This is a genomic window from Mycobacterium sp. DL, assembly GCF_039729195.1.
Classification (GTDB): domain Bacteria; phylum Actinomycetota; class Actinomycetes; order Mycobacteriales; family Mycobacteriaceae; genus Mycobacterium; species Mycobacterium hippocampi_A.
Genome location: NZ_CP155796.1, coordinates 1,042,960 through 1,069,438 on the forward strand (window position 1 = coordinate 1,042,960; position 26,479 = coordinate 1,069,438).

Annotated in this window: 23 protein-coding genes; 10 read left to right on the forward strand and 13 right to left on the reverse strand. The window is 68.3% G+C overall.

The features are described 5' to 3' along the window. Positions 1 to 6: 6 nt before the first annotated feature. Together ABDC78_RS05050 and ABDC78_RS05055 are read right to left on the reverse strand one after the other, a co-directional pair. Positions 7 to 1,125: a serine hydrolase domain-containing protein gene (locus tag ABDC78_RS05050; RefSeq protein ID WP_178358634.1), complete on the reverse strand. Its 1,119-nt coding sequence runs from the start codon at positions 1,123 to 1,125 to the stop codon at positions 7 to 9. Positions 1,126 to 1,171: 46 nt separating this feature from the next. Further along, complete coding sequence (locus ABDC78_RS05055) at positions 1,172 to 2,296, reverse strand: hypothetical protein (RefSeq protein WP_178358633.1); 1,125 nt, start codon at positions 2,294 to 2,296, stop codon at positions 1,172 to 1,174. Between the two features lie 190 nt (positions 2,297 to 2,486). Between ABDC78_RS05055 and ABDC78_RS05060 the strand changes: the two genes are divergently transcribed. After that, a complete protein-coding gene (locus tag ABDC78_RS05060) occupies positions 2,487 to 2,966 on the forward strand; it encodes a hypothetical protein (protein WP_347133332.1) in 480 nt (159 codons plus the stop codon). Beyond that, the gene (locus ABDC78_RS05065; RefSeq protein WP_256736035.1) at positions 2,902 to 3,417 is read left to right on the forward strand and encodes a GGDEF domain-containing protein; all 516 of its coding nucleotides are present in this window, start codon (positions 2,902 to 2,904) and stop codon (positions 3,415 to 3,417) included. The genes ABDC78_RS05060 and ABDC78_RS05065 overlap by 65 nt, the downstream gene beginning before the upstream one ends. A 15-nt stretch (positions 3,418 to 3,432) precedes the next feature. Here ABDC78_RS05065 and ABDC78_RS05070 read toward each other — a convergent pair whose 3' ends face one another. From ABDC78_RS05070 to ABDC78_RS05080, 3 genes are all read right to left on the reverse strand, one after another. Further along, positions 3,433 to 4,461, reverse strand: coding sequence for a beta-eliminating lyase-related protein (locus ABDC78_RS05070; RefSeq protein WP_178358630.1), 1,029 nt, complete (start codon positions 4,459 to 4,461; stop codon positions 3,433 to 3,435). 99 nt (positions 4,462 to 4,560) lie between these two features. Further along, positions 4,561 to 6,900 carry an AAA family ATPase gene (locus ABDC78_RS05075; protein WP_347133333.1) on the reverse strand — a complete coding sequence of 780 codons (2,340 nt, stop codon included), beginning with the start codon at positions 6,898 to 6,900 and terminating at the stop codon, positions 4,561 to 4,563. A gap of 96 nt (positions 6,901 to 6,996) precedes the next feature. Beyond that, positions 6,997 to 7,683 (reverse strand): TVP38/TMEM64 family protein, encoded by a 687-nt coding sequence (locus ABDC78_RS05080; RefSeq protein ID WP_178358629.1) that lies wholly within the window; start codon positions 7,681 to 7,683, stop codon positions 6,997 to 6,999. 39 nt (positions 7,684 to 7,722) lie between these two features. Between ABDC78_RS05080 and ABDC78_RS05085 the strand changes: the two genes are divergently transcribed. From ABDC78_RS05085 to ABDC78_RS05095, 3 genes are all read left to right on the forward strand, one after another. Continuing rightward, positions 7,723 to 8,334 (forward strand): hypothetical protein, encoded by a 612-nt coding sequence (locus ABDC78_RS05085; RefSeq protein ID WP_178358628.1) that lies wholly within the window; start codon positions 7,723 to 7,725, stop codon positions 8,332 to 8,334. After that, positions 8,334 to 11,435: a DUF87 domain-containing protein gene (locus ABDC78_RS05090; protein ID WP_178358627.1), complete on the forward strand. Its 3,102-nt coding sequence runs from the start codon at positions 8,334 to 8,336 to the stop codon at positions 11,433 to 11,435. Before ABDC78_RS05085 ends, ABDC78_RS05090 begins: the two co-directional genes overlap by 1 nt. A gap of 164 nt (positions 11,436 to 11,599) precedes the next feature. Then, entirely contained in the window at positions 11,600 to 12,445 is an 846-nt protein-coding gene (locus tag ABDC78_RS05095) for a sulfurtransferase (RefSeq protein WP_178358626.1), read from the forward strand. On the opposite strand, the gene ABDC78_RS05100 is transcribed toward ABDC78_RS05095, so the two are convergent. From ABDC78_RS05100 to ABDC78_RS05110, 3 genes are read right to left on the reverse strand one after another with little or no spacing between them, the layout of a single operon-like run. After that, positions 12,435 to 13,790, reverse strand: a complete 1,356-nt coding sequence (locus ABDC78_RS05100) for an amino acid permease (protein ID WP_178358625.1) — start codon at positions 13,788 to 13,790, stop codon at positions 12,435 to 12,437. The two genes, ABDC78_RS05095 and ABDC78_RS05100, sit on opposite strands and share 11 nt — an antisense overlap. Beyond that, positions 13,787 to 15,412 carry an amidohydrolase gene (locus tag ABDC78_RS05105; RefSeq protein ID WP_178358624.1) on the reverse strand — a complete coding sequence of 542 codons (1,626 nt, stop codon included), beginning with the start codon at positions 15,410 to 15,412 and terminating at the stop codon, positions 13,787 to 13,789. Before ABDC78_RS05105 ends, ABDC78_RS05100 begins: the two co-directional genes overlap by 4 nt. Then, on the reverse strand, positions 15,409 to 16,389 hold the full coding sequence (locus tag ABDC78_RS05110; RefSeq protein WP_178358623.1) for a nitrilase-related carbon-nitrogen hydrolase: 981 nt from the start codon (positions 16,387 to 16,389) through the stop codon (positions 15,409 to 15,411). Before ABDC78_RS05110 ends, ABDC78_RS05105 begins: the two co-directional genes overlap by 4 nt. A 73-nt stretch (positions 16,390 to 16,462) precedes the next feature. Here ABDC78_RS05110 and ABDC78_RS05115 point away from each other — a divergent pair, with 73 nt between their 5' ends. Genes ABDC78_RS05115 through ABDC78_RS05125 form a run of 3 tightly spaced genes read left to right on the forward strand, consistent with a single transcriptional unit; the run spans position 16,463 to position 18,406 of the window. Further along, a complete protein-coding gene (locus tag ABDC78_RS05115; protein WP_178358622.1) occupies positions 16,463 to 17,071 on the forward strand; it encodes a TetR/AcrR family transcriptional regulator in 609 nt (202 codons plus the stop codon). A gap of 27 nt (positions 17,072 to 17,098) precedes the next feature. Further along, positions 17,099 to 17,515, forward strand: coding sequence for a pyridoxamine 5'-phosphate oxidase family protein (locus tag ABDC78_RS05120; RefSeq protein WP_178358621.1), 417 nt, complete (start codon positions 17,099 to 17,101; stop codon positions 17,513 to 17,515). A gap of 36 nt (positions 17,516 to 17,551) precedes the next feature. Next, a complete protein-coding gene (locus tag ABDC78_RS05125) occupies positions 17,552 to 18,406 on the forward strand; it encodes a DUF4344 domain-containing metallopeptidase (protein WP_178358620.1) in 855 nt (284 codons plus the stop codon). 4 nt (positions 18,407 to 18,410) lie between these two features. Here the strand turns inward: ABDC78_RS05125 and ABDC78_RS05130 are convergent, their stop codons facing one another. The 3 genes from ABDC78_RS05130 to ABDC78_RS05140 form a co-directional block, all read right to left on the reverse strand. Continuing rightward, entirely contained in the window at positions 18,411 to 19,448 is a 1,038-nt protein-coding gene (locus ABDC78_RS05130; protein WP_347133334.1) for an alpha/beta hydrolase family protein, read from the reverse strand. Positions 19,449 to 19,555: 107 nt separating this feature from the next. After that, a complete protein-coding gene (locus ABDC78_RS05135) occupies positions 19,556 to 20,251 on the reverse strand; it encodes a phytanoyl-CoA dioxygenase family protein (protein ID WP_178357817.1) in 696 nt (231 codons plus the stop codon). A 119-nt stretch (positions 20,252 to 20,370) separates the two neighbouring features. After that, a complete protein-coding gene (locus ABDC78_RS05140; RefSeq protein WP_178357818.1) occupies positions 20,371 to 21,597 on the reverse strand; it encodes a multidrug effflux MFS transporter in 1,227 nt (408 codons plus the stop codon). Positions 21,598 to 21,662: 65 nt separating this feature from the next. On the opposite strand from ABDC78_RS05140, the gene ABDC78_RS05145 reads away from it, so the two are divergent. Then, on the forward strand, positions 21,663 to 22,115 hold the full coding sequence (locus ABDC78_RS05145) for a MarR family winged helix-turn-helix transcriptional regulator (RefSeq protein WP_178357819.1): 453 nt from the start codon (positions 21,663 to 21,665) through the stop codon (positions 22,113 to 22,115). Further along, positions 22,112 to 22,957, forward strand: coding sequence for an endonuclease/exonuclease/phosphatase family protein (locus ABDC78_RS05150; protein WP_347133335.1), 846 nt, complete (start codon positions 22,112 to 22,114; stop codon positions 22,955 to 22,957). Before ABDC78_RS05145 ends, ABDC78_RS05150 begins: the two co-directional genes overlap by 4 nt. A gap of 7 nt (positions 22,958 to 22,964) precedes the next feature. Here the strand turns inward: ABDC78_RS05150 and ABDC78_RS05155 are convergent, their stop codons facing one another. Further along, the gene (locus tag ABDC78_RS05155; RefSeq protein ID WP_218620480.1) at positions 22,965 to 23,747 is read right to left on the reverse strand and encodes a hypothetical protein; all 783 of its coding nucleotides are present in this window, start codon (positions 23,745 to 23,747) and stop codon (positions 22,965 to 22,967) included. A gap of 63 nt (positions 23,748 to 23,810) precedes the next feature. Then, positions 23,811 to 26,333: a glycogen/starch/alpha-glucan phosphorylase gene (locus ABDC78_RS05160; RefSeq protein ID WP_178357820.1), complete on the reverse strand. Its 2,523-nt coding sequence runs from the start codon at positions 26,331 to 26,333 to the stop codon at positions 23,811 to 23,813. Between the last annotated feature and the right edge of the window lie 146 nt (positions 26,334 to 26,479).

The window sequence follows — 26,479 nt, forward strand, 5'->3', positions numbered from 1 at the left end:
CAGAGTTCAAGCCGGCTCGTCGGGACGAACAGCATCGCGGAACTTCTCGAGAACCGCGGGACCTTCCGGGCCGTTCCACAACACCTGCGTCAGCAGCAGATCGGTCACCCCGGTCCGGGGATCGGTCCGCCAGCCGGTGCCCAGGCCACCGTCCCAGCCATAGCGCCCGTCGGGTTCGACGCACAGGCCGTAACCCCACCCCGCTCCGTTGAGGAAGACCTCGGCGTCGTCGCGTTGCTCAGGGCTCAGATGATCGCTTGTCATCGCCGCCAGCGATTCGGCAGAGATCAGTCGGCCGTCCCGCAGCGCGTCGGTGAACACCATGAGGTCGTCGATCGTCGACACCAAACCCGAGGAGCCCGAGGGGAAGTCGGGCGGTGCCGCCCACATGCCGTGCACCGGGTCGAACACCTCGAACCCGCCCTCGGTCAGTGACAACTGCGGCACAAAGCGCGCCAGCTTGTCGGTCGGCACGTGGAATGCCTTGTCCACCAAGCCTGCCGGCGCGAACACCCGGTCGATGAGAACTTCGGGCAGTGGACTGCCTGCGACCCGGGCCAGCAACACCCCGAGCAGATCGGCCGACGTCTGATAGAGCCACCGCGCTCCCGGCTGCGCGATCAAGGGCAGTGCCGCAAGACGGCGGAGCCACTCCTCGGGGGGCGGTGGGGCGTACCGGCCGGGCGGGCCGTCGCTGCCCAGGCGGGCGTCGGCGTACGCCAGCTGGATCGGTGCATCCATCGGAAACCGGGGCAGCATCCCGTCGCCGCAGCGAAACGTCAGCACATCCTCGACCGTGACCTCCCGCCCAGCGGGAACCGTGTCGTTCAGCTCGCCGTCGTCGGCCCGCAGCACCGGTCGATCCGCGAGCTCGGGCAGCCAACGGACGATCGGGTCACGCAGGGTCAGCTCACCGGAATCCAGCATGCTCAGCGCAGCCGCGGCGACGATCGGCTTGGAGATCGACGCGATCCGCATGATCGTGTCGCGTCTCAGTGGTGTGCCCATGCCATCGTCGCCGCCGACGTAGATCAGCGGAGCCCGGCCGGGTACCGTCACCGCCGCTATCGCACCAGGCACCTTGCCATCGGCGATCGCTTCATCCAGAACGTGTTCGACGGTCATGTCGGTACTGACCGTAGGCACGTCCCGGACTCATCGTCAGGCGGGGTCAGGACAGCGCGAACCGCAGCCCGGCCACCGCGGTCCCGGTCCAGATGTCGGCCGTGATCTCTTCGGGTCGCACCGCGATGACCTCGCCGCCCCTGTCGAGCACCGCGACCGCGATCCGCGACAGCAGGTCGTACCCGTCGTCGTCATAGGTCACCATCCCGGTGGCGTCGTTGAGCCGCCCGAGGATGTCGACGGTGAAGTCATAGACCAGCGTGGACACCGCACCGGCCATGGCGGCCTTGCTGATGTCGGCGAGGTCGGTGGCCACCAGACCACGGGCCACCCCGTCGCCGATGTCGTCGACCCGCGCATTGGTGCGCTGGGCGTTCAGCGACGACAGCGACCCGCGGATCGCGTCGTCGATCTGGTCGGGGCGCAGCGTGTCCGGCCCGCCGGGGACCGCGACGATCTCACGTTTGTGGTCCCGGGCGCGGTACAGCTCCAGCAACGGATCGGTCGCGAACAGGAACAGCGGTCGGCTCGCCGACGGATCCACCTGTCCCAGTTCGGATTCCACCGCTTCGGAGACCCGCTTGGCGTAGACGTCCAGCAGTGCCTTCTTGCCCTCGTCGCCGACCAGCCTTCGGACATGGTCGCGGTCGCGGATCGTCGCGCGGTTGGTCGCTTCCGCCGCGTCCGCGGGGTACTCGCCGATCAACGGCAACTCCTCGGCGCGGGTGGTGGCCGTGGCCCGCCAAAGATTCCACCCGTTGGTCGACAGCGTCAGTGCGTAGGCCTCCTGCGGGGTGGTCACCGCGCGGACCAGCTGGCCGATGTCGAAGTAGGCGCCCACCTGCGACTGGTTCTGCAGCGCGTTGGGCAGCACGTACACCTCGTGGACGTCGTCGGCGATGAAGATCGCCAGCGACCGCGACAGCCGCAGCCACAGGTCGGATTCGGCGATCTCGGTCCACCGGTCGCGCAGCTTCCGCTCGACGGCGTTCTTGGCGCCTCGCTCCCGGATCGCGCGCAGAGCGCGGTCGACGGCGCTCTTGGCGTTCAGCAGGCTGGCCTCGCGCTGGTCGGGGGCCGGCGAGGTCTCCGCGTAGATCGTGATGGCGTGTTCGTGGGGTTCGCCGAGCCGGGTCAGGTCGAACGTGTCGGGCAGGTGGTAACGCGTCACCGGTCACTCCTTTGTGTTGGGTGTCCCCATCCACCATAGGCACGCGGCGAGACCGAGCACTGCTGGCAAAGGTCCTCAGATCCCAGCCGACGGGAGCGAGCGGATGCGAATACCGTTGCCAAGAGCCATATTCACGAAATCAGCAGCTGTTGCTGCGAGGATGGGTGCGAACGCGAAGGGAAGGCAGGTCATGACGTTCGCCGCCGCACTGCAGCGTCGAATGCTGCTGGCATTCCTCGGGGTGCTGCTGGTGCTGTACACGTCGGCGGTGTTCACCACCGAGCAGTGGTCTGTCACCCGCGGCGAGATGGTGGCGGTGCTCTTGTGCGCGGCCGGCCTGGCATTCGCCCTTCCCACCCCGCTGCGCCGCTGGCGCTACCTGGTGTCGGTGGTGTGTCTGTGTGTGGCACCGATCGTGCCGATGATCCACCACGACCTCATCGTCGCCCAGGTGTGGGCGCTGATCCCGCTGATGTTCGCCGCCATCTACATCAGGGTGTGGCATCGCCCAGCACCTGGCGCGCGCAGTGGCCGTGCTGCTTTCGGCGGCCAGTGCGGCGGCGCTGGCGGTGGCGCCTGCTCCGGCGCCGTGGCCGTGGTACTTCATGTTCGCGGTGTGCATCATCGCCGCCGCGGAGATCATCGGCGTGCTGCACTCCACACTCTTTGATGCCGCGCTGCGTGACCCGCTGACCTCTGCGTGGAATCGTGCCGGCGTCGAACGCCACGCCGCCGACCTGATCGCTCGCGCGCAGCGACGAGCGGAACCGGTGGGCGTCATCGTCCTCGACGTCGACGACTTCAAGGCCGTCAACGATCACGACGGGCACGCCGCGGGTGACCGCGTACTGGCCCAACTCGCACGCGCCTGGACCTCACGGCTGCCCACATCCGCGCTCATCGGCCGGCTCGGCGGCGACGAGTTCGTGGTCGTGTTAAGTGGATTCGATGACCGGCGGGCCCGTGACCTGGCCCGCGACCTCGCCGCGGCAGGCCCGGTCCGGGTCAGTGCGGGGACCGCGGTCGGCCGACCCGTCGACGCGGAGGGCTTCGCACTGCTGATGGCTTCTGCGGACGACGAGCTCTATCGCATCAAGCGGGAACGCAAGAGCCGTGACTGAGAGTTGCCCGGTCGTCTACAGCAGCCCGCGCAGTGCTGCCAGCACCGCGTCGACCTCGCCGTCGCTGGTCGACCAGGAACACACGAACCGCACCACCGGCTCGGCGATGTCCGGCTGGTGCACCAGGTAGTCGCGGGCGATCGCGTGGTGCACGTCGACGTCGAGTTCAACGAACACCTCGTTGGCCTCCACCGGAGAGGCCAGGTGGAGGCCGAGGTCGGTCATGCCGGTGCTGAGCCTGCGTGCCATCGCATTGGCATGTGCCGCGGTCTCCAGCCAGAGATCGTCCTCCAGCATTCCCAGGAACTGTGCGGCGACGAAGCGGTGCTTGCTTGCAAGGTGACCGATCTGCTTCTGCACAAAGTGGATTCCGCTGAACTGTTCGGGGCGGCGGACCAGCAGGGCGTCGCCGAATAGCATGCCGTTCTTGGTTCCGCCGACGGTGACGATGTCCGCGTCGCCGATCGCCTCGACAGGTGAGACACCCAGCGCGGCAATGGCATTGGCGATGCGGGAGCCGTCGACGTGGACCAGCAGGTCGAGGGCATGGGCGCGGTCGACGAACTCCGCGATGGCCTGTGCGGGCCAGACGCGACCGTTCTCGGTGGACTGGGTGATCGTGACGATGCGGGGCTGCGAATGATGGACCGCGCCACGGCGGGCGACCCGACGGTCGAGGTCGTCGGGGCTGATCAGGCCATCATCGCTGGGCAACCGGGTCAGCTGGGCGCCGGAGAGCCGGACAGGTCCGCCGGCCTCGTCGAGCAGGACGTGTGCGACGTCGCTGCAGAGGATCTCGTGCCACGGCTGCACCGCCGATGCCAGCGCGATGATGTTGGCCGCCGTGCCGGTGAACGGGAACAGCACCTCGGCCCCGGGTGAGTCGAAGGCATCCCGGAGCGCGTCGGTCGCACGCTGGGTGACGGCGTCGGCGCCATAGGCCGGAGCGGACCCGTCGTTGGCCCGGTGCAGGGCTTCCAGAGCTCTGGGGTGCGCCGGGGCGGCGTTGTCCGAGGCGAACGCGGGGGACGGCACGCTCCCCATTCTGCGCCGAGCGTGAAGCCACGGCTGTGGTTGGGGCCGCGATCGCAGCCGGGAACGCTATTCCGCGGGGACGGGGCGTCACCGCGCGGGGACGGGGCGTCACCGCGCGGCGAGCCAGGCGAAGAACTCGTCGGCGCACACCACCGGCTTGTTGTACTCCCCGGCCTTGCGTGCCTTGCCCGACTGGGTTCCCTCCTCCGCCGTCACCAGCACGTCGCAGCGGGTCTTGCTCACGGTCTTCACCGGTGTGAGCCCGGCCGAGATGGCCAAGCGCTCCATCTCGTCACGTTCCACCACCCGACCGGTCGTGTCCTGCGCGGTCCCGGTGAAACAGACGCGCGTGCCTGGCACCAGGATCGTGTAGATGTCATGTCGCTCGAGAAGCATGTCGTCGGTGACGATGTCGGCGTCGAGCAGCGTCTCCACCGCACGCAGCCGCTGCACGACCTCGTCGGTGAGCGTCACCCGGGTGGCCGCCGCCCGCAGCTGGTCGGCGACCGACTGCCGGACCGCCGCATCCTCACCGTGAAGTGGTCGCGCCGATTCGCCGATCAGCACCGGGCCGACGCATCGACTCACCCGCAGCAGCGCCGACAGTGCCGGCAGGTGGTCTGCATTCGGTGTCGGCGTCTGCTGATCGCGGCTGACCAGCAGCCCCGAGACCTCGGAGGAGTCGGCTTCGTCGAACGCCGACGATCCGGTGTCGGGAACACCCAACTCGGTGAAGGCCTGCATCGTCGCCGCCGCGACGTCCACGGCTGACCGTGCCGCGGCTACCGCGCGGCGCGGCATGTCGACGCCCATCGGCATCGGCGTGACGTGGCCCAGCCGCTTCAACTCGAAATCGATCAGACCCATCGTCTCGTCGATACCCACACCGACCGGCGTGCAGCCGGCCAACATCGGCGAGATCACCGCCCACGCCTCCCGAAGCGTGGGGGCGAGCAGAACGTCGGACACGCTGATGCCGAATGCTTTTCGTGCATCGGCCAGATCGCGTTGCGGGTTCACCAACGTGGCCACCGCGGTTCCGTCGTCGAAGGCCACCGCCAGCTCGACCGGGCGCGGCCGAGACAACCGTCCCTCGTCGCCGACGGTGAGGATGGCGACCGCACAGTATCGGCGGTCGCGGTCGTCGTGCACCGCAGCGCGCAGGAACCGGGCGATCCGCCGGTCGGTCTTCATGTCCTTGGGCAGCACCGGGCGTTTGAGGACCAGACCCTGCAGCGAGGTGCAGCGGCTCAGGGCCACATAGAGCTGACCGAACGAGAACATGCCACCGGTGAGATCCACGACCAGTCGGTGCAGCGTCTGCCCTTGGCTCTTGTGGATCGTGATCGCCCACGCCAGCTTGAACGGCATCTGCGTGTAGGTGCCCACCACTTCCCGGCGGAGCGCGCCGCCGTCGACGACCGGGCGCGTCGCCTCCCAGGTGAACGGGGTGACGTCGGCGGTGCTGCCGTCCGGGAACTCCACGACGACGACGGCTCCGTGGCGGTCGTGGTCGACGCCGACCACGCGGCCGATCGTGCCGTTCACCCAGCGATCGGACTGGTCGTTGTTGAGCATCATGATCTGGGCGCCCACCTTGAAGCGGACCGTCTCCTCGACCGGCGGGTCGAACAACGCCAGATCGCCGGAAGTCTTGGCGTGGTGCACCATCTCGTCGCCGGACAACCGCTCCAGATGCTGGCGATTGCGTGCCGTGACCAGCCGGTTGGTGGGAGCCAGCGTCAACCAGAACTCGTCCTCGGGCGGGACGAAGTCGGGATCGGTGCGCGCATTGAGCTGCTCTCGGGCGTGGCCGAGCAGCACCCCTTCGCGAATCTCATTGAGGATGGCCGCCATTCGATCGTCACCGAGCTGACGGAACACCGTGGTCAACGCGACGGTGGGGAAGTCTTCGCGACGGAAACTGCGGGCGGAGAAGAAGTACGGGGTCTCGTAGGTCGTGGAGAAGTAGTGCGCTTCGCTCTCGGTGACGACCGGTGGCAGCTGGTACAGGTCACCGACGAGGACGACCTGCACCCCGCCGAACGGCTGCCCCGGATGAGGGCCGAACTGCTGCAGGGCGGCGGCGAGCATGTCGAACAGATCGGCGCGCACCATCGACGCCTCGTCGATGATCAGCGTGTCCAGCGATGCGAGGGTCTTGGCGAAGCGGCCCGGTCGGTAGTCGCCGGAGCGCACCTCGTGCAAACCGGTGGTGGTGCGGAACCCGAACAGTCGGTGGATCGTGTAGCCGTCGACGTTGAGCGCGGCGATCCCGGTCGGTGCGACCACCACGACGTTGCGATCGGTGTCGGCCATGAACCGGCGGATCAGCGTCGACTTGCCGGTACCGGCCTTGCCGGTGAGGAAGGTGTTGTGACCCTCGTTCAGCAGTGCCAGCGCGCGACGGAATTCGTCGGTGAGGACGATGTCGTCGGGGGTCTGCACGGATGCCCACGCTACCGCCGTTGACCGCCGCCCAAGGTGCCCCCAGGGTCGCGGCCGGGGCCGAATCCACGACCGTCAGCGCACACTCGCGGGAGCTCAGCCGCGGCTGGCCCGCCACGATCGCCAACCCCGGTGCGCCGCGAACGCGCCCACTCCCGCGGTCAGGCACCACACCGCGATCGCGGTATAGGCCAGCGGCGCCGAGAACTCCCCGATCGACGCCCCCAGCGCGGTGTACACGAACGCCCGTGGCGCCGACCCGATGAACGCCCCGACCGCCATCTGCCACAACGGAACTCCGAAAGCGCCGAATGTGTACGAGGCCAGCGCGTCGGAGATCCCCGGCACGAATCGCTGACCGACGACGGCCCACAGCCCGCCGCGCTGGATCATCCCGTCGATGCGATCGGAGCGCTGCGGCCCCAGAAGCGCCCGCGCGCTGTCCCGTCCGGCCCGGCGACCGGCATACGCCGAGATGACCGCACTCCCGACGGTCGCGCCCAGCGTCACTAACGTGCCGAGCAGCGGCCCGAACAGGAATCCGCTGCCCGCGGCCAACAGCGGCCCCGGCACCAGCAGGGCGCCGAGGACCGCGGACACCACCACATACGTCAGCGGCGCCAGCGGGCCCGTCGACTCGATCAGGCGACGCACCGAATCGACGTCGATCACCTGCTGGATTGCTGTTAAATAGAACAGCACCGTCAAAACCGCGACGACCAGCGCGAGTCGGACCAGCGCGCGCCGTTTCGAGGTTTCGGGAACACCGACGGGATCAACCATGGCAGAACAATCCTGCCGCACCCCGTTAAGTTGGCAGACGTGAGTGTGACGGCGGGGGATCTGACGGGAACCGAACGGGCGGTGCTGCTGGTGCTGATGGCTGAATCACGGTCGGTACCCAACCCCGAACTTGCCGTGCTGGGCCCTGCGCTGGACAAACCGGGCCGCGAGAAACTCAATCGGCTCGGGCTGATCGAATCCGAGCGTGTCGGAAACAGATTCGTCCACGAGCTCACCGATCGCGGCTGGCGACTGTGCCGCGACCTCATCGACGCAGGCCCGCCGCCCCGTTCGACCGGTTCGGCAAAGACGGTCTACACCGTGCTCGGAGCCCTCGGCCGCTACCTGAGCCACGCCGACCTCAGCCTGGCCGACGTCTTCGGTGTCACCCCCTCCTCCACCGAGGACCGAATCCGCGACGCCTACCGGCGGCTGACACCGCGTCCCGGCGGCTGGGTCTCGCTGACCCGGCTTCGGGCCGAGCTGCAGGTGCCCCGCGCCGACGTCGATGCCGCGCTGGCCGCGCTGCACCGCGCCCCGGGCGTCAGCGTGATCCCGCAGGAGGACCAGAAAGTCCTGACCGCCGAGGACCGCGCCGCCGCCGTCGTCATCGGGGACCGGCCCAAGCATCTGATCGCGATTGACGCGTGATGGACACACGACACCGGGATGCGCTCGCCTCGCTGCGGCTGACCTGGGCGCCGACCTCCGACGACCTGTGGCGACCCCAGGCCGCCACCCACGTGACGGGCCTCAACGAGCACGCCGTCGACGACGTCATGGATGCCTTCGGCGACGCGCTGCGCGACGAGAGCTCCAGCCCGCTCGGCGTCGTCATCCGAGGCCCGGCGGGGTCGGGCAAGACCCACCTGCTCGGTCAGATCCGCGAGCGTGTGCAGGCCGACGGCGGCTTCTTCTTCGTCGTCGAACTGCTCGACGCCGCCAGCTTCTGGCAATCGGTGCGCAGCGGCATCCTGGAGAGCCTCGGCCGTCCTGGCGCACAGCGCGAGACGCAGTTGAAGGATCTGCTGTGGGACCTGTCGTCGCTGGCGCATGTGTCGCGTGCCGATCGCCGGGCCATCATCGGTGACGACGACCTGGATGCCGAAACGCTCTACCGCTTCATCAAGGCGCTGTCGGCTGCTGCGAAAGAGACCGTGCGGCAATGTCATCAGACGCTCCGGGCGCTGGTCCTACTCGGGTCCAACGACTTCATCGCCCACGACATCGGTGAAGGCTTCCTGCAGGGCAGTGAGGAATTCAGCGTCGAAGAGCGCGGACCGTGGGGATTGCGCGCGGCCCCGGCGTCGGCGCAGGAGTGTGTCCGCGACATCTCGCGCCTGGTCGCGCTGGCGGGGCCGTCGGTGCTCGCCGTCGACCAGATCGACACGCTGCTGGCCCAATCGCTGGCAGGGACGTCGGGCGACGGGGTACTCGAACAGGTCGCCCACGGGTTGATGTCGTTGCGGCAGACGACGCGGCGCACCGTGCCGGTGGTGGCCTGTCTGCCCGCGGTGTGGGAACACATCCAGGACCGCGCTGCGGCCAGCGTCGCCGATCGCTTCCGGGTGACGGGCGTGCTGACGCCGTTGCCCAGCGCCGACATCGGACGCGCCATCCTGGAGCGCAGGTTCGCGGCGAGCTATGCGTCGGCGGGATTCACCCCGCCGTACCCGAGTTGGCCGCTGGCGCCGGTAGCGTTCGAGGAGGCGCCGTCCTACACGCCACGCCAGCTGCTGATCCGGGCAGATACCCACGTGCGGGAGTGCCTCAAGCACGGCGAGATCGTCGAGCTCGAACATCTCGGTGCCGATGACCAACCGTCGTGGGAAACTCAGGACTCCGTCGGAACAGCTTCGGCCTCTGCGGCTTTGGACCGGCGGTTCGCGGAGTACCGGCGGCGGGCGGTGCCCGAGGCGGCCGTGGCGCACGACGGCGAGGACATCACGATGCCCGAGTTGCTGTCGGCGGCGTTGCGGGCATGGATCACCGAGCGCGACGGTGAGAGCATGTTCGTGTCCGACCCGCCGCCGGGCACGCACGTCATGCTGCACGCCCGGCTGCGCGAGAGTCTGGACAGCGACACCGACGACGAGCGGCACTGGGCATTCCGTGCCATCGCAGCGTCCAACGCCAGCGCCGCACTGAGCCGAGTGCGAAAGGCGCTGACTGCCACGGGATTCAGCTCGGGATCGGATCGTCGACAGCTGTTCCTGCTGCGTAATGCGCCGTGGCCGAGCGGTAAGACGACGGCCGCGGAGATCGACGCGTTCCACGCGGCGGGTGGCCGTACGCTGCCGCTATCCGACGATGACGTGCGCACCATGACGGCGCTGCGCGATCTGATCGACGATGACGATCCGGAATTGACCGCGTGGTTGCGGGCCCGCAGACCGGCTCACGGCCTGTCGCTGTTGGCCGAAACTCTGGCTGCCGACGACGACGCGCCCGAGTCTGTCGTCGTGACAGAGGACGAGCCGGAGCCTGTGTCCGAGACCGTCGACGATCACACCTTCTCCGCGACGGAGATCCCACTCGGTATGGAGCTGAAAACCGAAGACCCGGTGACGATCCCGCTGTCAGCGCTGCGCAAACATGTGGCGATCTTCGCCGGCTCGGGGTCAGGGAAGACGGTGCTGATCCGCCGTCTGGTCGAGGAGTGCGCGCTGCGGGGCGTGTCGTCGATCGTGCTCGATCCCAACAACGACCTGTCGCGGCTGGGGACGGCGTGGCCGCAACAGCCGTCCGGGTGGCGGCAATCCGACGGGGCGCGCGCCGACGACTACCTGACCAACACCGAGGTGAAGATCTGGACGCCGCGCCGCACCAACGGCCGCCCGCTGGCGTTCCAGCCGTTGCCCGACTTCGCCAGCGTCGTCGACGACTTCGACGAGTTCACCGAGGCGGTCGAGTCGGCATGCGAGGCGCTGGAGCCGCGGGCCCTGATCTCGGGAAAGACGCAGAAGGCCACCCGTTCTCGAGCTGTCCTTCGGGAAGCGTTGCAGCACTACGGCAGAACGGCGGAACCGACCCTGGGTGAATTCATCCGCCTGCTCGCCGACCTGCCCGAGGACGTCAGCGATATCGCGGGGGCGCATCAGATCGCGGGAGACCTCTCCCAGAACCTGCGGGCGGCGATGATCAACGACCCGATGTTCGGCGGCGGCGGAACCCCCGTCGACCCCGGGGTGCTGCTGACGCCGGCCGACGGGCACCGCGCCCGGGTGTCGGTGATCAGCATGATCGGTCTGCCCTCGGACGAGCAGCGGCAGAGTTTCGTCAACCAGCTGCAGATGGCGCTGTTCGCCTGGATCAAGCGCCATCCGGCAGGAGATCGCCCGCTCGGCGGCCTGCTGGTGATGGACGAAGCCCAGAACTTCGCACCGGCCAAGGGATTCACCGCCTGCACCCGCAGCACTTTGGCGCTGTCGTCGCAGGCTCGCAAATACGGCCTCGGCTTGGTCTTCGCGACGCAGGCGCCCAAGGGTGTCAACCACAACATCCCCGGCAACGCCGCCACGCAGTTCTACGGCCTGCTCAACTCACCGGCCCAGATCGAGGCGGCCCGCGAGATGGCCCGCGCCAAGGGCGGTCTGGTCCCCGACATCAGCAGGCTGCGGGCCGGCAACTTCTATGTCGCGACCGAGGGTGAATCCTTCCACCGGATCGTCGCGCCGTGGTGCCTGTCCTACCACCCGGCGAGTCCACCGTCAGCGGAAGATGTTCTTGCGCTGGCGACTTCGACGCGGTGAGGGTAGGGAAACGGCTTGCGCCGCCCTCTGGCCGAGATTGACAGCACGGTTGCGGTCCCAGCTCTTGATGAAGGTCTTCACAGCCGTGGTGTCAATCTCGCTGCGAGGCGCGCCGGGGGTGGTTGCGCCAACCTGGCAGTTGCGGTCGGGAATACCATTCCGGGATGGGTAGTCGCGACAGTGTGCTGATCACCGCCGACGAGTTGGCGCGCAGGCTCGACGAGGGCGAGCCGGTGACGCTGCTCGACGTGCGGTGGTCGCTGCCCGAACCGGACGGTGCCGCGGCCTATGAGGCAGGTCATCTGCCCGGGGCGGTGTACGTGTCCCTCGACGATGAGCTCACCGACCACGCAGCGACGGGACGTGGCCGTCATCCGCTGCCGTCCGGGGGCGGGCTGCAGGAGGCCGCGCGGCGCTGGGGGGTGCGCACCGGGGTCCCGGTGGTGGTGTACGACGACTGGAACCGTGCCGCGTCGGCGCGTGCGTGGTGGGTGCTCACGGCCGCGGGGATCTCCGACGTCAGGATCCTCGACGGCGGGCTGTCCGCGTGGCCGGGTGAACTCGACACGGGCACGGTCACTCCGGTGCCCGGCGATGTGACGGTCGCCCATGACGACCTCTATGTGGGGGCCCGCCCCACCGTGACCGCCGAGGGCGTGCCCGGCATCGGGGTGCTGCTCGACGCCCGCGCGCCGGAGCGCTACCGCGGCGAGGTCGAACCCGTCGACCCGGTGGCCGGCCACATCCCCGGAGCACGCAACGTGCCGAGCACCGGCCTGCTGACCGCTGACGGAACCTGGCTGTCGCAGCGCGAGCTCACCGCACTGTTCGACTCCCACGGTGTCACCGCCGGCTCGGATGTCGCGGCGTACTGCGGCTCCGGGGTGACGGCTGCGGTGACTGTCGCCGCGCTTGCGGCCGTCGGGATCGACGCCGCGCTGTATGCCGGGTCGTGGTCGGAGTGGAGTTCGGATCCGGCACGTCCCGTCGCCCGCGAAATCACTCCTTGAGGTCGAGAACCGGGGTGGGTCGCTGGAATCCGCGTGTGACCACCACCAGCCAGAGGACACCGATCGCCAGCCAGATCAGGCCCAGCACCAGCGTCATCCCGGACAAGCTGGTCCACAGCCACACGGTCAGGATGAACCCGATAGCCGGGGCGACGAGGTTGAGCAGCACGTTGGAGCGCTCCCCCCGGTCCACGAAGAAGTGTTTGATCACCGACAGGTTCACCGCCGAGAACGCCACCAGGGCACCGAAGCTGACCAGGGAGGCCAGCATGGCGAGGTCGATCACAATGGCCAGCAGCGACACCACGCTGACCACTGCGATGGCGTACACCGGCGTGCTGAACCGGGCCGACACATGGCCGAACACCTTGCGCGGCAGGACTCCGTCGCGGCCCATCGCGAACAGGATTCGCGCCACCGAGGCCTGAGAGGTCAACGCCGAACCCACGCAGCCGGCCACGTAGGCGGCGGTGAAGAACGTGTTGAGGAACTGCCCGCCTGCGGCGGCCATCACGTCGAGCGAACCGGAATCGACATCGGCGAAGTCGTGGGACGGGAACACCAGGTGCGACACATAGGACAGCACGATGAAGATGGTCCCCGACACGACCGTCGCGATCATGATCGCGTACGGCACGGTGCGTTTGGCGTCCTTGGCCTCCTCGGACAGTGTCGAGACCGCGTCGAAGCCGAGGAAGGACAGACACAGAATCGCCGCGCCGGCCAGGACCGGACTCATCCCCGCGGCACTGCCGTCACCGGTGAACGGGCCCAGCAGGTCGACGGTGCCGTAACCCGAGATCACCCTCACGGCGAGCACCAGGAACGTCACGATGAAGACGGCTTGGATCGCGATGATCAGGAAGTTCGCCCGGGCCACCGACACGATGCCGACGATGTTGAGCACCGTGACGATTGCGATCGCGATGATGATGATCGCCCACTCCGGTAGTGCGGGCACCGCCGCGTTCAGGTAGAGGCCGATGACAAGGTAGTTGAGCATCGGCAGGAACAGGTAGTCCAGCAGCAGCGACCATCCGGCCAGGAAGCCGGCAGGTGCGCCGAACGTCCGCTGTGTGTAGGTGTATGCCGACCCGGCGATCGGTATCGCCCGCGACATCCGGGCGTAGGACAGCGCGGTGAACACCATCGCGGTCAGGGTGACCGCATAGGCCAACGGCACCCGGCCACCGCTGGTCTCGGTGACGATGCCGTAGGTGGTGAACACCGTCAACGGCACCATGTACACCAGGCCGAACAGCACGAGCGACGGCAGGCCCAGCGCGCGTTTCAGATGGCCCTCGCGGGCGTCGAGGTCGGGTACGAACGACTCCGAGGTGCTCATGACTGTCCCTTCACTGCGTCGGCGCGGTAGACCGGATCCCCGCGCAAGTAGGTGGCCCGGATGCCGACCTTCGGCAACTCCAGTGGTGGTGTGGCGCGCGGATCCTGGTGCAGCCAGATCATGTCGGCTTCGGCGCCCGGTCCGAGGCGGCCCCAATTGCTCTCGGCAAAGGCCTGATTCGCGACGCCGGCGGTGTAGGCGCTGAGCGCCTCCTCGATGGGCAGGATCTCGTGCGGCGTCCAGCCGCCTTCGGGCGCACCGTCCTCGGTGCTTCGCGACACCGCGACCGCGATCCCGTCGAGCGGGGCCCCCGAGGACACCGGCCAGTCCGAGCCGAAGCTCAGCGGCGCGCCCGAGCGCTCCAGCGTGCGGATCGGGTACTGCTTGTCGGCCCGCTCGGCGCCCAGTCGCGGGATCGTCAGCACTGTCATCAACGCATCAAGCTGTGCCCACAGCGGTTGCATGTTGGGGATGACACCGAGTTCGGCGAACCGGGCCAGGTCGGCGTCGTCGACCAACTGGCAGTGCGCGATCACCGGTCGCCGGTCCCGCGGGCCGTTCTGTGCGACAACGTATTCGATGGCATCCAGTGCCTGCCGGACCGCGGCGTCGCCGATGGCGTGGATGTGGATCTGCAGTCCGAGTCCGTCGACGCGTCGCGCAGCCTCGGCCAGCGAGTCGCCTTCCCAGTTGCGCATGCCCAGGTGCTCATGCAGGCCCGAGCAGTACGGCGCCAGCAGCGCACCGGTTTCGTTCTCCACCACCCCGTCGGCGAAGAACTTCACCGTCTGTGCGGTGAGCAACGGGTTGGCGGCGGCCTCGACCAGCGCGCGCTGTTCGGCGAAACGGGTTACCTGAGAGTCGAAGTGCCGCGGGTCGGCGTACAGCGCCAGGTTGAACCGCATCCGCAGCTTTCCGCGCCGCGCCGCCTCGACATAGGTCGCCACATCGGCGGGTTCCACCCAGGCATCCTGAACCCACGTCACACCGCGGGCCAGGTAGTAGTCGGCGGCGGTGCCGAGCGCGTCGATGCGCACCTGCTCGTCGAGCGGGGGCATCACGTTCATCACCAGATCGGTGGCGCCCCACTCCCGCAGCGTCCCGAGCACCGATCCGTCGTCGCGGTGCGGGATCTCGCCGAGTGCCGGATCCGGGGTGTCGGCGGTGATTCCCGCCCGGCGCAGGGCCTCGGAGTTGCACCAGACGGTGTGGTAGTCCCACGCCCGCAGCACCACGGGGCGGTCGGGCACCGCTGCGTCGAGCCAGTGTGCGTCGAAGAGCCCGCCGGGTGCCAGGCTGCCGTCGTAGGAGGCACCGACGATCCAGTCCTGCTCGGGGTGATCGTCGGCGTATTTCTTGACCGCAGAGAGGATCTCGTCGACCGAACCGCACCCGCGCACCGGCGGCCCGACTGCCTCCAGTCCGCCGTAGAGGGGGTGGGCGTGCCCGTCGCCGAAGGACGGCATCAGGAACCCGCCACCCAGGTCGACCCGGTCGGCCTCGGCGCCGCGGGCACGTGCCTCGTCGCCGAGTGCGGCCACCACACCGTCGACGACCAGCAGTGCGTCGGTCTCCTCGGAGCCGGTCCAGACGACACCGCCGTCGTACAGCGTCGCGCTCATTTGACCACCGCGGTCGCCCGCTGTCCGACACCGTAAGGATGTTGTGTGTCAACGGGTTCGGTGAGAGCTGCGTAGGTGTCCGGTCTGCGGGTCAGCAGGAACGGGAACAGCTCGAGCCAGTCCCGGCGCTGGTCGAGATCGAGGTCGGCGACCAGCACCGCTTCCTCGTCACGCGGGGCCTGCACCAGCACCCTCCCGTACGGATCGGAGATGAACGACGACCCGTAGAACGTCACCGAGCCCTCATTGCCGACGCGGTTGGGCACCACCATGAACAGGCCGCTGTTGATGCCGTTGGCGACGATGACCTGCTGCCACAGCGGGCGGGTGTCAAAATCCGGGAACACCGGCTCGGAGCCGATGGCGGTGGGGTACACGACGATCTCGGCGCCACCCAGCGAATAGTTGCGCGCCACCTCGGGAAACCATTCGTCCCAGCAGGTCGGCAGCCCGATGCGGGCGCCGAGGCCATCGGGTTCGTACACCGGATAGGGGTCGTCGGCCGGGCCGGCGCGGAAGTAGGTGTCCTCGTAGTAGCCGGCCGAGATCGGGATGTGCAGCTTGCGGGTCCGGGCTACCAGTTCGCCCGCCGGCGACACCAGGATCGCGGTGTTGAAGCCGAGCCCGTCGGCGTCGGGGGCGCTCTCGTAGAGCGACGCGTGTACGAAGACGCCGTGGGCAGCGGCGGCCTCGGCCGCCAGCGCGAACGTCGGTCCGTCGGCCAGACCCTCGGCCAGGGCACCGGGATTGGGCCCGGCAGGCTGATCGGCCGGGTAGCGCAACAGCGTGATCTCGGGCAGGAACACCGCGGTCGCACCCTCGGCGGCGGCGCGGTTGATGCCGTCGCGCAGCACCCGGGTGAGTTCGGCGGCATCCGGGCGCCAGCGGTGCTGAACCAGTCCGACACGCAGCGGCGGGCGCTGGGAGTCCGTCGACCGCGACATCGGCGGGGCGGCGGGGGCAGTGAGCGTGAGCATCCGGCTCCTAAAACGAATGAGGTTCGTTTATTGTGAACTGAGTCACTTCCTCGCGCAAGACGGGAGTTGCGGCATGGGACGACCACGCACACCGCTGCTGTCGACAGACCGGATTGCCGACGCGGCGCTGAAGTCGGTGATGGCGACCGGCGGCTTCACCATCCCGGGAATCGCACGTGCGCTGCGGGTGCGACCGTCGTCGCTGTACAACCACGTCAGCGGCCGCGACGAGATCGTCGAACTGCTGCGGGAACGCGCGATGTCGCAGGTCCAACTCCCCGACGACGACCCAGGCCGGCCCTGGCGCGACGTCGTCGCCGACATCCTGCGCTCCTACCGGCGCAGCTACGCGCGCTACCCGCGGCTGATCCCGCTGATGACCGCCCACGCCGTCAACAGCACGCAGGCGTTCACGATGTACAACGCGCTCGCCGTCACGCTGCACCGCGGCGGTTTCGACCCGGCGGACACGCTGCGGGCGATCACGCTGATGGATTCGTTTGTCCTCGGCTCGGCGCTCGACGTGGCTGCCCCCGACGAACCCTGGCACACCGGCGCCGAGGTCGGACCGGAACTGGCGGCTGCGCTGGCCACCGGTGAGCCCAAGTCGCAACGCGCCGACGACGCCTTCGAATACGGGCTGGCGGTGCTGTTGCGTGGGCTCCTACCCGGGGGAATGTGACCGAGCTCTCAGTGGTTGGCAGTAGGCATGGCGAAGATGAGCAGTGACGAGCGCGAACGATATCTGGCCGACGTGCACGTCGGCGTGATCGCCGTCGAGCGGCCCGACCGTGCCCCGCTGGCGGTACCGATCTGGTACGGCTATCGACCCGGGGGCGAGGTGCTGCTGTGGACCGAGTCAGAGTCCATCAAGCACAAGCTGATTCGTGATGCCGGCCGCTTCGCGATCACCGTGCAGGACGAGCAGCCGCCCTACAAGTACGTCACCGCCGAGGGCGACGTCACCGGCATCGGGCCCGCCGACGACGCGCAGGTGCGCGCGATCGCGGTCCGCTATCTCGGCGACGAAGCCGGCGGCCAGTTCGCCGACGAGAACCTCACCCCGACCTCGGTTGTCATCCGGATGCGCCCGCAGCGCTGGCTCAGCACCGATTACTCGAAGTAGCTTCCTGCGGGGCTGAAATCTGCGACCGTCTGGGGCATGCGGATCTGGGTGGGGCCTCTGGTGGCGGCGAGTCTTGTTCTGGCGGGGTGCGGCGGTGCGCGAGAGCAGCAGCCCGATCCCTCCGAGGCGGCCCCGTCGGGCACGGTCGCGGCAGAGCAGAGCAGCGATCCTGATGTCGAGGACGACGGGGCGATGATCGTCACCTACGAGGATGCACAGACCCCTGATGCGCTCGCCGGGCGCGCGCTGATGCAGGACAACGATCTGCTCGAGGACCTCGCCGACGACATCAACGAAACCCTGGCACTGCCCTACGACATCGACCTGCTCGGCTCACAATGTGATGAGGCGAACGCCTTTTGGGACTCGGACGAACAGTCGATCACCCTGTGTTACGAGGACGCCGCGCTCGCCGAACAGATCTTCACCGAGGCCGGTGACCCCGACCCCGTCGCCTCGGCGCTGAACTCCGAGTACGCGACGTTCTATCACGAGGTCGGCCACATGGCCATCAACATCTACGAGTTGCCGGCCCTCGGCCGCGAGGAGGACGTGGCCGATCAACTCGCCGCGTTCGTGCTCCTGCAACCCGGCGACGACGGTGTGCCGGACCCGGAATCGGTGCAGGCGGTCAAGGACTTCGCGCGGACGTTCGGTGCGTCGGGGGTGCAGCGCGGTGAGGTCAGCGCGGAGGATTTTGCCGACGTGCACTCGCTGGACGAGACGCGGATGTTCAACCTGCAGTGCTGGATCTACGGCTCGAGTCCGGACACCAACGCGGATCTGGTCGCTGCCGGTGAACTCCCCGAAGGCCGAGCCGACGGCTGCGAAGACGAGTGGGCGCAACTCGACAACGCGTGGTCGACACTGCTCGACCCGTACTTCAAGTAGCCGGCTACCCCGGCGGCGGCGGCGGCGGCGGCGGGGGCGGCAGCGGGAGTGGAGGTGGGGGAGGCGGTGGTGGTGGCGTCGTCAGCAGGCGCACGATGTCCGGCTTCATCGCCTGCAGCTGCGCACCCCAGTAACCCCAGCTGTGGGTTCCGTTGGGCGGGAAGTTGAAGATGGCGTTGCGGCCGCCCGCGGCCAGGTACTTGTCGCGGAACTCCTTGTTGGTGCTCAGCGTGATGGTCTCCAGCGAGCCGGCGCTGACATTGATGCCGAGATCGGTGCCGGTGTCGAGGTCGGACGCTATGCCGTTGCCGCAATACACCCACAGCGCAGTGCGATTGGCGACGAGCCGGTTGATGTTGAGCATGGGGTCGGCCCGACGCCACGCCGGTGAGCCCGATGGGCCCCACATGTCGAACGAGTCGAATCCACCGGCGTCCTGCATCGCGATGTCGATGAGCGGCGGCCACAGCTTCTGCGATGGCGCCAGGTAGCCCGACAGCGAGGCGGCGAATTTGTACTGGCGCGGGTAGTACGCGGCCATCGTCAGCGCCGCACTGCCCGACATCGACAATCCGACAACGGCATTGCCGAACGGGTCCTGGCCTTTGTTGGCCGCCAGCCAGGTCGGCAGCTCGTTGGTGAGGAATGTCTCCCACTTGTAGGTCACCGTGCCCGCGTTGTTCTTCGCGGGCCGGTACCAGTCAGCGTAGAAGCTGGACTGTCCGCCGACGGGCATGATCACCGAGATGCCGGACTGGTGGAACCACTCGAATGCAGCGGTGTTGATGTCCCAGCCGTTGAAGTCGTCCTGCGCGCGCAGACCGTCGAGCAGCAGCACCGAATGTGGCCCGCCACCTTGCAATTCGACGCGGATGTTGCGTCCCATCGCCGGCGACGGGACGTCGAGCATTTCGATCGGCAGGCCCTCGCGGGAGAACGCCGTCGCCTGCGGGACGGTGATCGTCGTCAAGCCGGCAGCGAGCATCACCGCGACGGCCAGGCGTGCGCCGACGCGGCGGACCCGTTGTCTCAAGAGCGCCATGGGCGCGAACGTAACAGCGGTCAGCGGGGCGGTCGCGGGGCCGCGCGGGGCAGTGACCGGGTTGTGACCTGAGCGGATCGGGCGCGTTCAGCGACGCGCGGGGTGCGTCAGCGCGCCGGATCCGCAGTGAGTGGCGAGGTCAGCACGATCGGCGCCTGGGCCATGAATCGTGGCGTGCTGCCGCGGTGTTCGTCGGCGGCGTGCACGGTGAACGGGTGCACCACATACATGTCACCCGGTGCGCCCGTCGCGTGCACCACCGGCCGGCCGGAGCTCGCCTCGTCGGCGAGACGTCCCGCGGACACCGCGTCCAGCGCGTCCTCACCCAGCGCGGCGGCGACGTCGCGGTGGGAGCCGACCCGGATCCGTGTCGGCGCGTCGTCGATGGTCACGTCGGACAGCAGGGTCAGCAGCAGCATGGTGTGCGGCCTGCGGCTGACCGCCCACGAACCGTCCGCCTGCGGTGTGTTCAGGTCGATGTGCCAGCCGCGGTCGTCGGCGGGCGGGGACACCGGGAATCGCACCGGGATGTTGCCCAACGATCCGCGCGGTTGCCATCCGCCGACACCGCAGACCGCGTCCAGTGCCTCGGCCAGACGCGGGCTGCGGACCAGGTCGCCGAACGGTCCCGCACCCGTCAGATCGGACGCCCACATCACCGGTCGGGTCCACGTGCTCGGATCATCGGGTGACACACCGAGCTGCTGCCACAGCAGCGCGCGGGCCGCGTCGGCCACCGCCCGTGGCGCCGCCTGCTCGACCTTGACGAACCCGTCCCGCTCGAACGCCTCGACATCGACCATCCGCCGAGGGTGACACATCAGGCGGGTGGCTTTCCAATGGTTTTCGATCGCCGGAATTGCGTTCCAGCAGGCCGTCTCTCGCGATTTGGCTGTTGGAATGCAATTCCGGCGAAGTGGGGTCAGGGGCGCGACGGCCGTGCGCCCGCGACCGAGAACCCGGCACACGCCAGCAGCGAGGCGCAGACCATCACGATGCCCAGCGGCGCCGCGGTGTGCTCACCTCCCAGGCTGACCAACGGCGACACGGCCGCCGCGAGCAGGAACTGCGTGGCACCGAGCGCGGCCGAGGCCGTCCCGGCAGCCCGCGGCGCGGCCGACAACGCCAGGGCCGTGGTGTTGCCGAAGATCAGGCCCATGCCCGCGACCGCGAAGAACAGAGGCAACGCCAACCAACCCGCGGGTGCGCCGAGGACAGCGATCGCGAGCACCGAGATGCTTGCGGTCAGGATGACCGCCAGGCCGACACCGGCCACGGTGCGGGGCTCGCAGCGTGCGGTGAGCCGGGCGCTGAGCGCGCTCATCGAGAGGAGTCCAAAAGCGTTGACCCCGAACATCGCTCCGTACTCGGCGGAGGACAGCCCCATCATGGTCTGGTAGATGAACGGTGATGCCGAGATGTAGGCCATCATCACCGCGAACGCGAAACCGAAGGCGATGAGGTTGCCGAGGTAGGCGCGCTGGGTCAGGTCTTTCAAAGGTGAACCGGCGGTGGTCTTCTGGTTGCGCAGCGCGGCGCGGCGTTGTTCGGTGTGGGTCTCGCGGATCACCGCAAGCGCGGCGCCGAGCATCGCGATGACCAGTACCAGGATCACCGCGAGCGCACCGCGCCAGCCCAGCGGCTCGACGAGGAGACCGCCGGCCAGCGGTGCTGCGATCGGGGCGACCCCGCCGACGATCATCATCAGGCTGAAGGCGCGGGCGGCGTCGCGTCCGGTCGCGAGGTCGGAGATGATCGCGCGGCCGATCACCATGCCGGCGGCTCCGGTGAGTCCCTGTGCCAGACGCGCGGCGATGAGCACCTCGACCGTGGGGGCGAGCACGGTGGCCAGGCTGGCGATCACGCAGATCACGGCGCCGACGACCAGTGGTTTGACCCGGCCGTAGCGATCCGACAGCGGACCGAAGATCAACTGCCCGGCGGCCAGGCCGAGTAGGAACGCGGTCAGCGTCAGCTGGATGTTGGTCGGCGAGGTGTGCAGGTCGTCGACCATCGCCGGGAACGCCGGCAGATAGAGATCGGTGGCGAACGGTGCCACCGCCGAGAGTAGGGCGAGAGTGACGAGCAGGCCGACGGTGATTGCGGGCGTCGCGTCGCGTCCCGTGGTGGTGTCCACGGCGGCGGTCATAGGCGTCTCCAAGGTAATTATCAATTGATAGTTATCACTATATAACTATCAGGTATGGTGGTGCGGTGCAAACCCGACAACCCCGTGCCGAGCAACTCGCGGACCTCGCCGACGTCGTCATGGCGGTGGCGCGTGCGGTCAGGGCCCGGGCCTCCGCGGAACCTGCTGTCGTGGAGCTCTCCGCCACCGAGATCACCGTGCTGCGGTACCTCGACCACCATCCCGATGTCGGCCCGAGCGTCGTCGCGGCCGCGACCGGACTGCAGCGGAGCAATCTGAGCCGGGCGCTGCGCGACCTCGAGACCAAGGGGCTGGTGCGGCGATCGGCCGATCCCACCGACAGCCGGGGTGCGGTACTGCGCTCCACCGAGTTGGCTGCGGAGAACCTGTCGCGGCTCCGGGCGATCTGGGCGCGACTGCTCGACGACGCGATCGATTCGTCGGGGGACAAGCACGACGTCGCGTCGGCGCTGGCGCTGCTGCGGGCGGTCGAACGCGGACTCGACGCGGCCGAATGATGAACCTGTTCCGCCGTCGGCGTATCGCCGTCCCGGTCGGCCGCTTCGACGTCGACACCGATCGGTGGCGTGACGTCGACGACGGCGGATCCGCGCAACGCGAGCAGCTGACGGTGGCGACATTCAACATCTGGTTCAACGAGCTTCACCGAGAGCAGCGCTACCGCGCCATCGCGTCGCTGCTGTCGCGGGAACTCCCGGACATCATGGTCTTTCAGGAAGTGACCGGCACCGCGCTCGAGGTGTTCCTCGCGCAGCCCTGGATACGAGAGCACTACTGCCGCGCCGCGGTGGCCGGCGACGGCTCCTACGGCATGCTGATGTTGTCCCGGCTCCCGATCCGCCGAAGCACCTACACGCGGCTGCCCACGCACCTGTCCCGCGGGTACCTGACAGCCGAACTCAGCGTCAACGGCGTCGACCTGAGGATCGTGTCCGTCCATCTGGAAAGCGGGAAGAAGGCCAGGCAGCTGCGGGCCCGCCAGCTGTCCCGGCTGTTCCGCGCGTTCCGCGGCGACGGCAACGTCGTGCTGCTCGGCGACTTCAACCTGCGAGACGACGAGAATCACGAGCTCGATCCGCAGTATCAGGACGTGTGGCCGAGCCTGCGGCCGGACGAACCGGGATTCACCGAGGACACCTCGATCAATCACATGCGCTACGACATGAAGAACAAGCACCGCCACGTCAGGTTCGACCGGGTGCTGGTCAAAGGCCCGGCGTGGAAGGCCGACGACATCGTGCTACTCGGACGCGAGCCGATCGCCCCGTCGCTGCCGAGGATCTTCCCGTCGGACCACTTCGGCGTGCTGTGCCGGCTCTACTCGAATCACGCGCGCTGACCGACCGTCACGGTCGTTGCGCGCGGCGAACTCGCACGGTCGCGGCGACGACCACCAGCGCCGCGGCGCCCGCCGTCGCCGACACGACCACGCTGTCGCGCTGCGCGGCGCCGATCGTGATCGCCACCAACGCCCACACCGCGCCGGCGAGGTAGCCCCAGGTCCCGCGCAGGACCGTCGTCAGCAGCACCGCGAACACCGCGGCGGCGACCAGGATGACCAACTGCCACCACACCCCGGCAGCCGACACCCCGGAGCCGATCAGTGCGGCGGCGACGTTGGCGAACACCGCCGCACCCAGCCATCCGAGGTACAGGCCGAAGGTCGTGGCCGCCAGGGTGGCCAGCCAGGACGGGCAGGTCAGGTCAGCGCGCCGGCCGACCAGCAGCAGCAGGATGTGGATCAACGCGGCCACCATCACCGCCGCCACCACCACGCTGGCCCACAGCCAGTCCTGCGCCGCGACCGCCAGCCACACGCTGTAGCCGACGAACACCACGCTCGCATCGATCAGCAGGCTGGTCTCCCACGACGAACCCAGCCCGAACCGCAGCACCGCGACCGACGTCACCGCGCTGAGCAGGGTGATGACGCCCCACACGCTGAACGCGTAGCCGGCCGGGGTGATCAACGCCTGGTTGGTCGCACCCGTGCGCAGGAAGTTGCCCGCCACCGCATTGACCACCAGCGGTGCGACCAACTGCGTCAGCGCCAGGACCGCCATGATCCACCGCCACGGCCGCACCGACGGTGAATTCGTCGTGGGCGTCGGACGGCTCGATGTGCGCAAGTAGGTCTCCTGGTCGGGGTGCAACTGCTCTGTATTCGGAGCCGGAACCCGACCAGATGGGGGCTACAGGTCGACCGACATCGGGCCGACGCCCCAGATCTCGTCGCAGTACTCCTTGATCGCGCGGTCGCTGGAGAACATGCCGCTGCGCGCGGTGTTGCGGATCGACATCCGCGACCAGGTGTCCCCGTCGAGCCAGGCGCGGGAGACGTCGTCCTGGCAGTTGACGTAGGACCGGTAGTCGGCCAGGGCGAGGAACGAATCGTGGTGCAGGAAGTTGTCGACGATCGGCCGCAGCACCTCGGTGTCGCCGTGGGTGAACTCGCCGCGCGCCAGCAACTCCAGCACCGACGCCAGCTCGGGATCGCCCTCGACGAAACTCAGCGGCCGATACCCGTCGGCCTTGACGGCCTCCACCTGTGACTCGGTGAGCCCGAACAGGAAGAAGTTCTCCGCGCCCGCCTCCTGCCTGATCTCGACGTTGGCGCCGTCGAGGGTCCCGATCGTCAGCGCGCCGTTGATCATGAACTTCATGTTCCCGGTGCCCGACGCCTCCTTGCCTGCCGTCGAGATCTGCTCGCTGAGGTTGGCGGCGGGATAGACCAGGTGGGCGTTCTTGACGTTGAAGTTCGGCAGGAACACCACTTTGAGATAGCGGTTGACGTCCGGATCGGCGTTCACGGTGTCGCCGACGGCGGTGATCATCTTGATGATGCGCTTGGCCATGAAGTAACCGGGTGCCGCCTTGCCGCCGAAGATGAACACCCGCGGCGGGATCGACAGCCCCGGGTTCTGCTTGAGGCGGTGATACAGCGTGATGATGTGCAGCACCATCAGGTGCTGGCGCTTGTATTCGTGGATGCGCTTGACCTGGACGTCGAACATCCACATCGGGTCCAGCTCGATGCCCGTCGTCGAATGGACGTACTCCGCGAGCCGGGACTTGTTGGCGCGCTTCACCTCTCGCCAGCGCTGCCGGAAAGCGGGGTCGTCGACGAAGGATTCCAGCCCCTTCAGGCGCCCCAGGTTCGTCAACCAGCCGGGGCCGATCGTCTCGTCGAGCAGATCGCGCAGGCCCGGGTTCGACAGCGCCAGGAACCGGCGCGGGGTGACCCCGTTGGTGACGTTGCCGAACTTCTGCGGCCACATCTCGTAGAAGTCCTTCATGACACTGGACTTCAGCAGTTCCGAATGCAGCGCCGCGACGCCGTTGACGGCATGGCTGCCGACCGTGGCCAAGTGCGCCATCCGCACGCATTTGCCGCCGTCCTCGCCGATCAGCGACATGCGGCCCACCCGCTCCTCGTCGCCGGGGAACCGCGCCCGCACCTCCTCGAGGAACCGCTCGTTGATCTCGTAGATCAGCTCCAGGTGGCGTGGCAGGGCCTCACCGAACATCGCCAGCGGCCAGGTCTCCAGCGCTTCCGGCAGCAGCGTGTGGTTGGTGTAGCCGAACGTGCGGACCGTCAGATCCCAGGCGTGATCCCAGGTCAGCTGGTACTCATCGATCAACAGCCGCATCAACTCGGCCACCGCGATCGACGGGTGGGTGTCGTTGAGCTGGATCGCCCACTTGTCCGGCAGTGCCGAGAGCGGCAGGCTCGCCCGCTCCAGGTGGATGTTGAGGATGTCCTGCAGCGAACAGGTCACGAAGAAGTACTGCTGCAGCAGCCGCAGTCGCTTGCCGGCGTCGGGTTCGTCGTTGGGGTAGAGCACCTTGGAGACGGTCTCGGCGGCCACCTCCTCGTCGACGGCCTTGTAGAAGTCGCCGGTGTTGAAGGCGTCCAGCGCGAAGGACTCCAACGCCCGCGCGCTCCACAACGTCAGGGTGTTGCAGGTGTTGACGCCGTAACCCTGCACCGGGGTGTCGTAGGAGACGCCCTGCAGCACCCGCTGCGGCACCCACCGCACCCGGAACTTGCCGGTCACGTCCTCGTACTCCTCGGTGTGGCCGCCCCAGTTCACCAGGTAGCTCGCGTCCGGCTTGTCGATCTCCCACGGATTGCCGCGCACCAGCCAGTTGTCGGTCTTCTCGATCTGCCAGCCGTCGGCGATCTCCTGCCGGAAGATGCCGAACTCGTAGCGGATGCCGTAGCCGATCGACGGCCGCTCCAGGGTGGCCAGCGAATCGAGGTAACAGGCGGCCAACCGGCCGAGCCCGCCGTTGCCGAGGCCGGGTTCCCCCTCGCAGTCCAAGATGACGTCGAGGTCCTGACCGAGGTCGGCCATCGCCTGGCGCGCGGCGGCCTCGATGCCGAGGTTGAGCAGATTGTTACCCAGCTGCGGACCCATCAGGAACTCCGCCGACAGGTAACACGTCACCTTGGCCGACAGGTCGAGCCAGTCCTGGGTGGTGGCCATCCAGCGCTTCTGCATGCGGTCGCGGACCGCCAGCGACAGCGCACGGTAGTAGTGCTCCGGTGTCAGCACCGCCGGCGGGCGCGCGATCGAGTACAGCAGGTGGTCGGACACCGCGTGCCGCAGCGCGTCGGCGCTCATGCCGGTGCGGGTCTGTCCCGTCGGCACCAGCTGCGCGCCGTTGACCTCCGCGGACTCTGAGGAATCGGGCTTCACGACATCGGTCACTGAGTCTCCTGCGGTCGGGCCGTAGTTGCGCGGCCGGGTCATTCTGTCGTTCACGTGTTTCTTGAAGGCGTCCGGAATGTGAACTCCGCTAGCCACTAAACCCGACCTAGCTGGCGAAAGCGTTGCCGAGATGAATATTGACACGG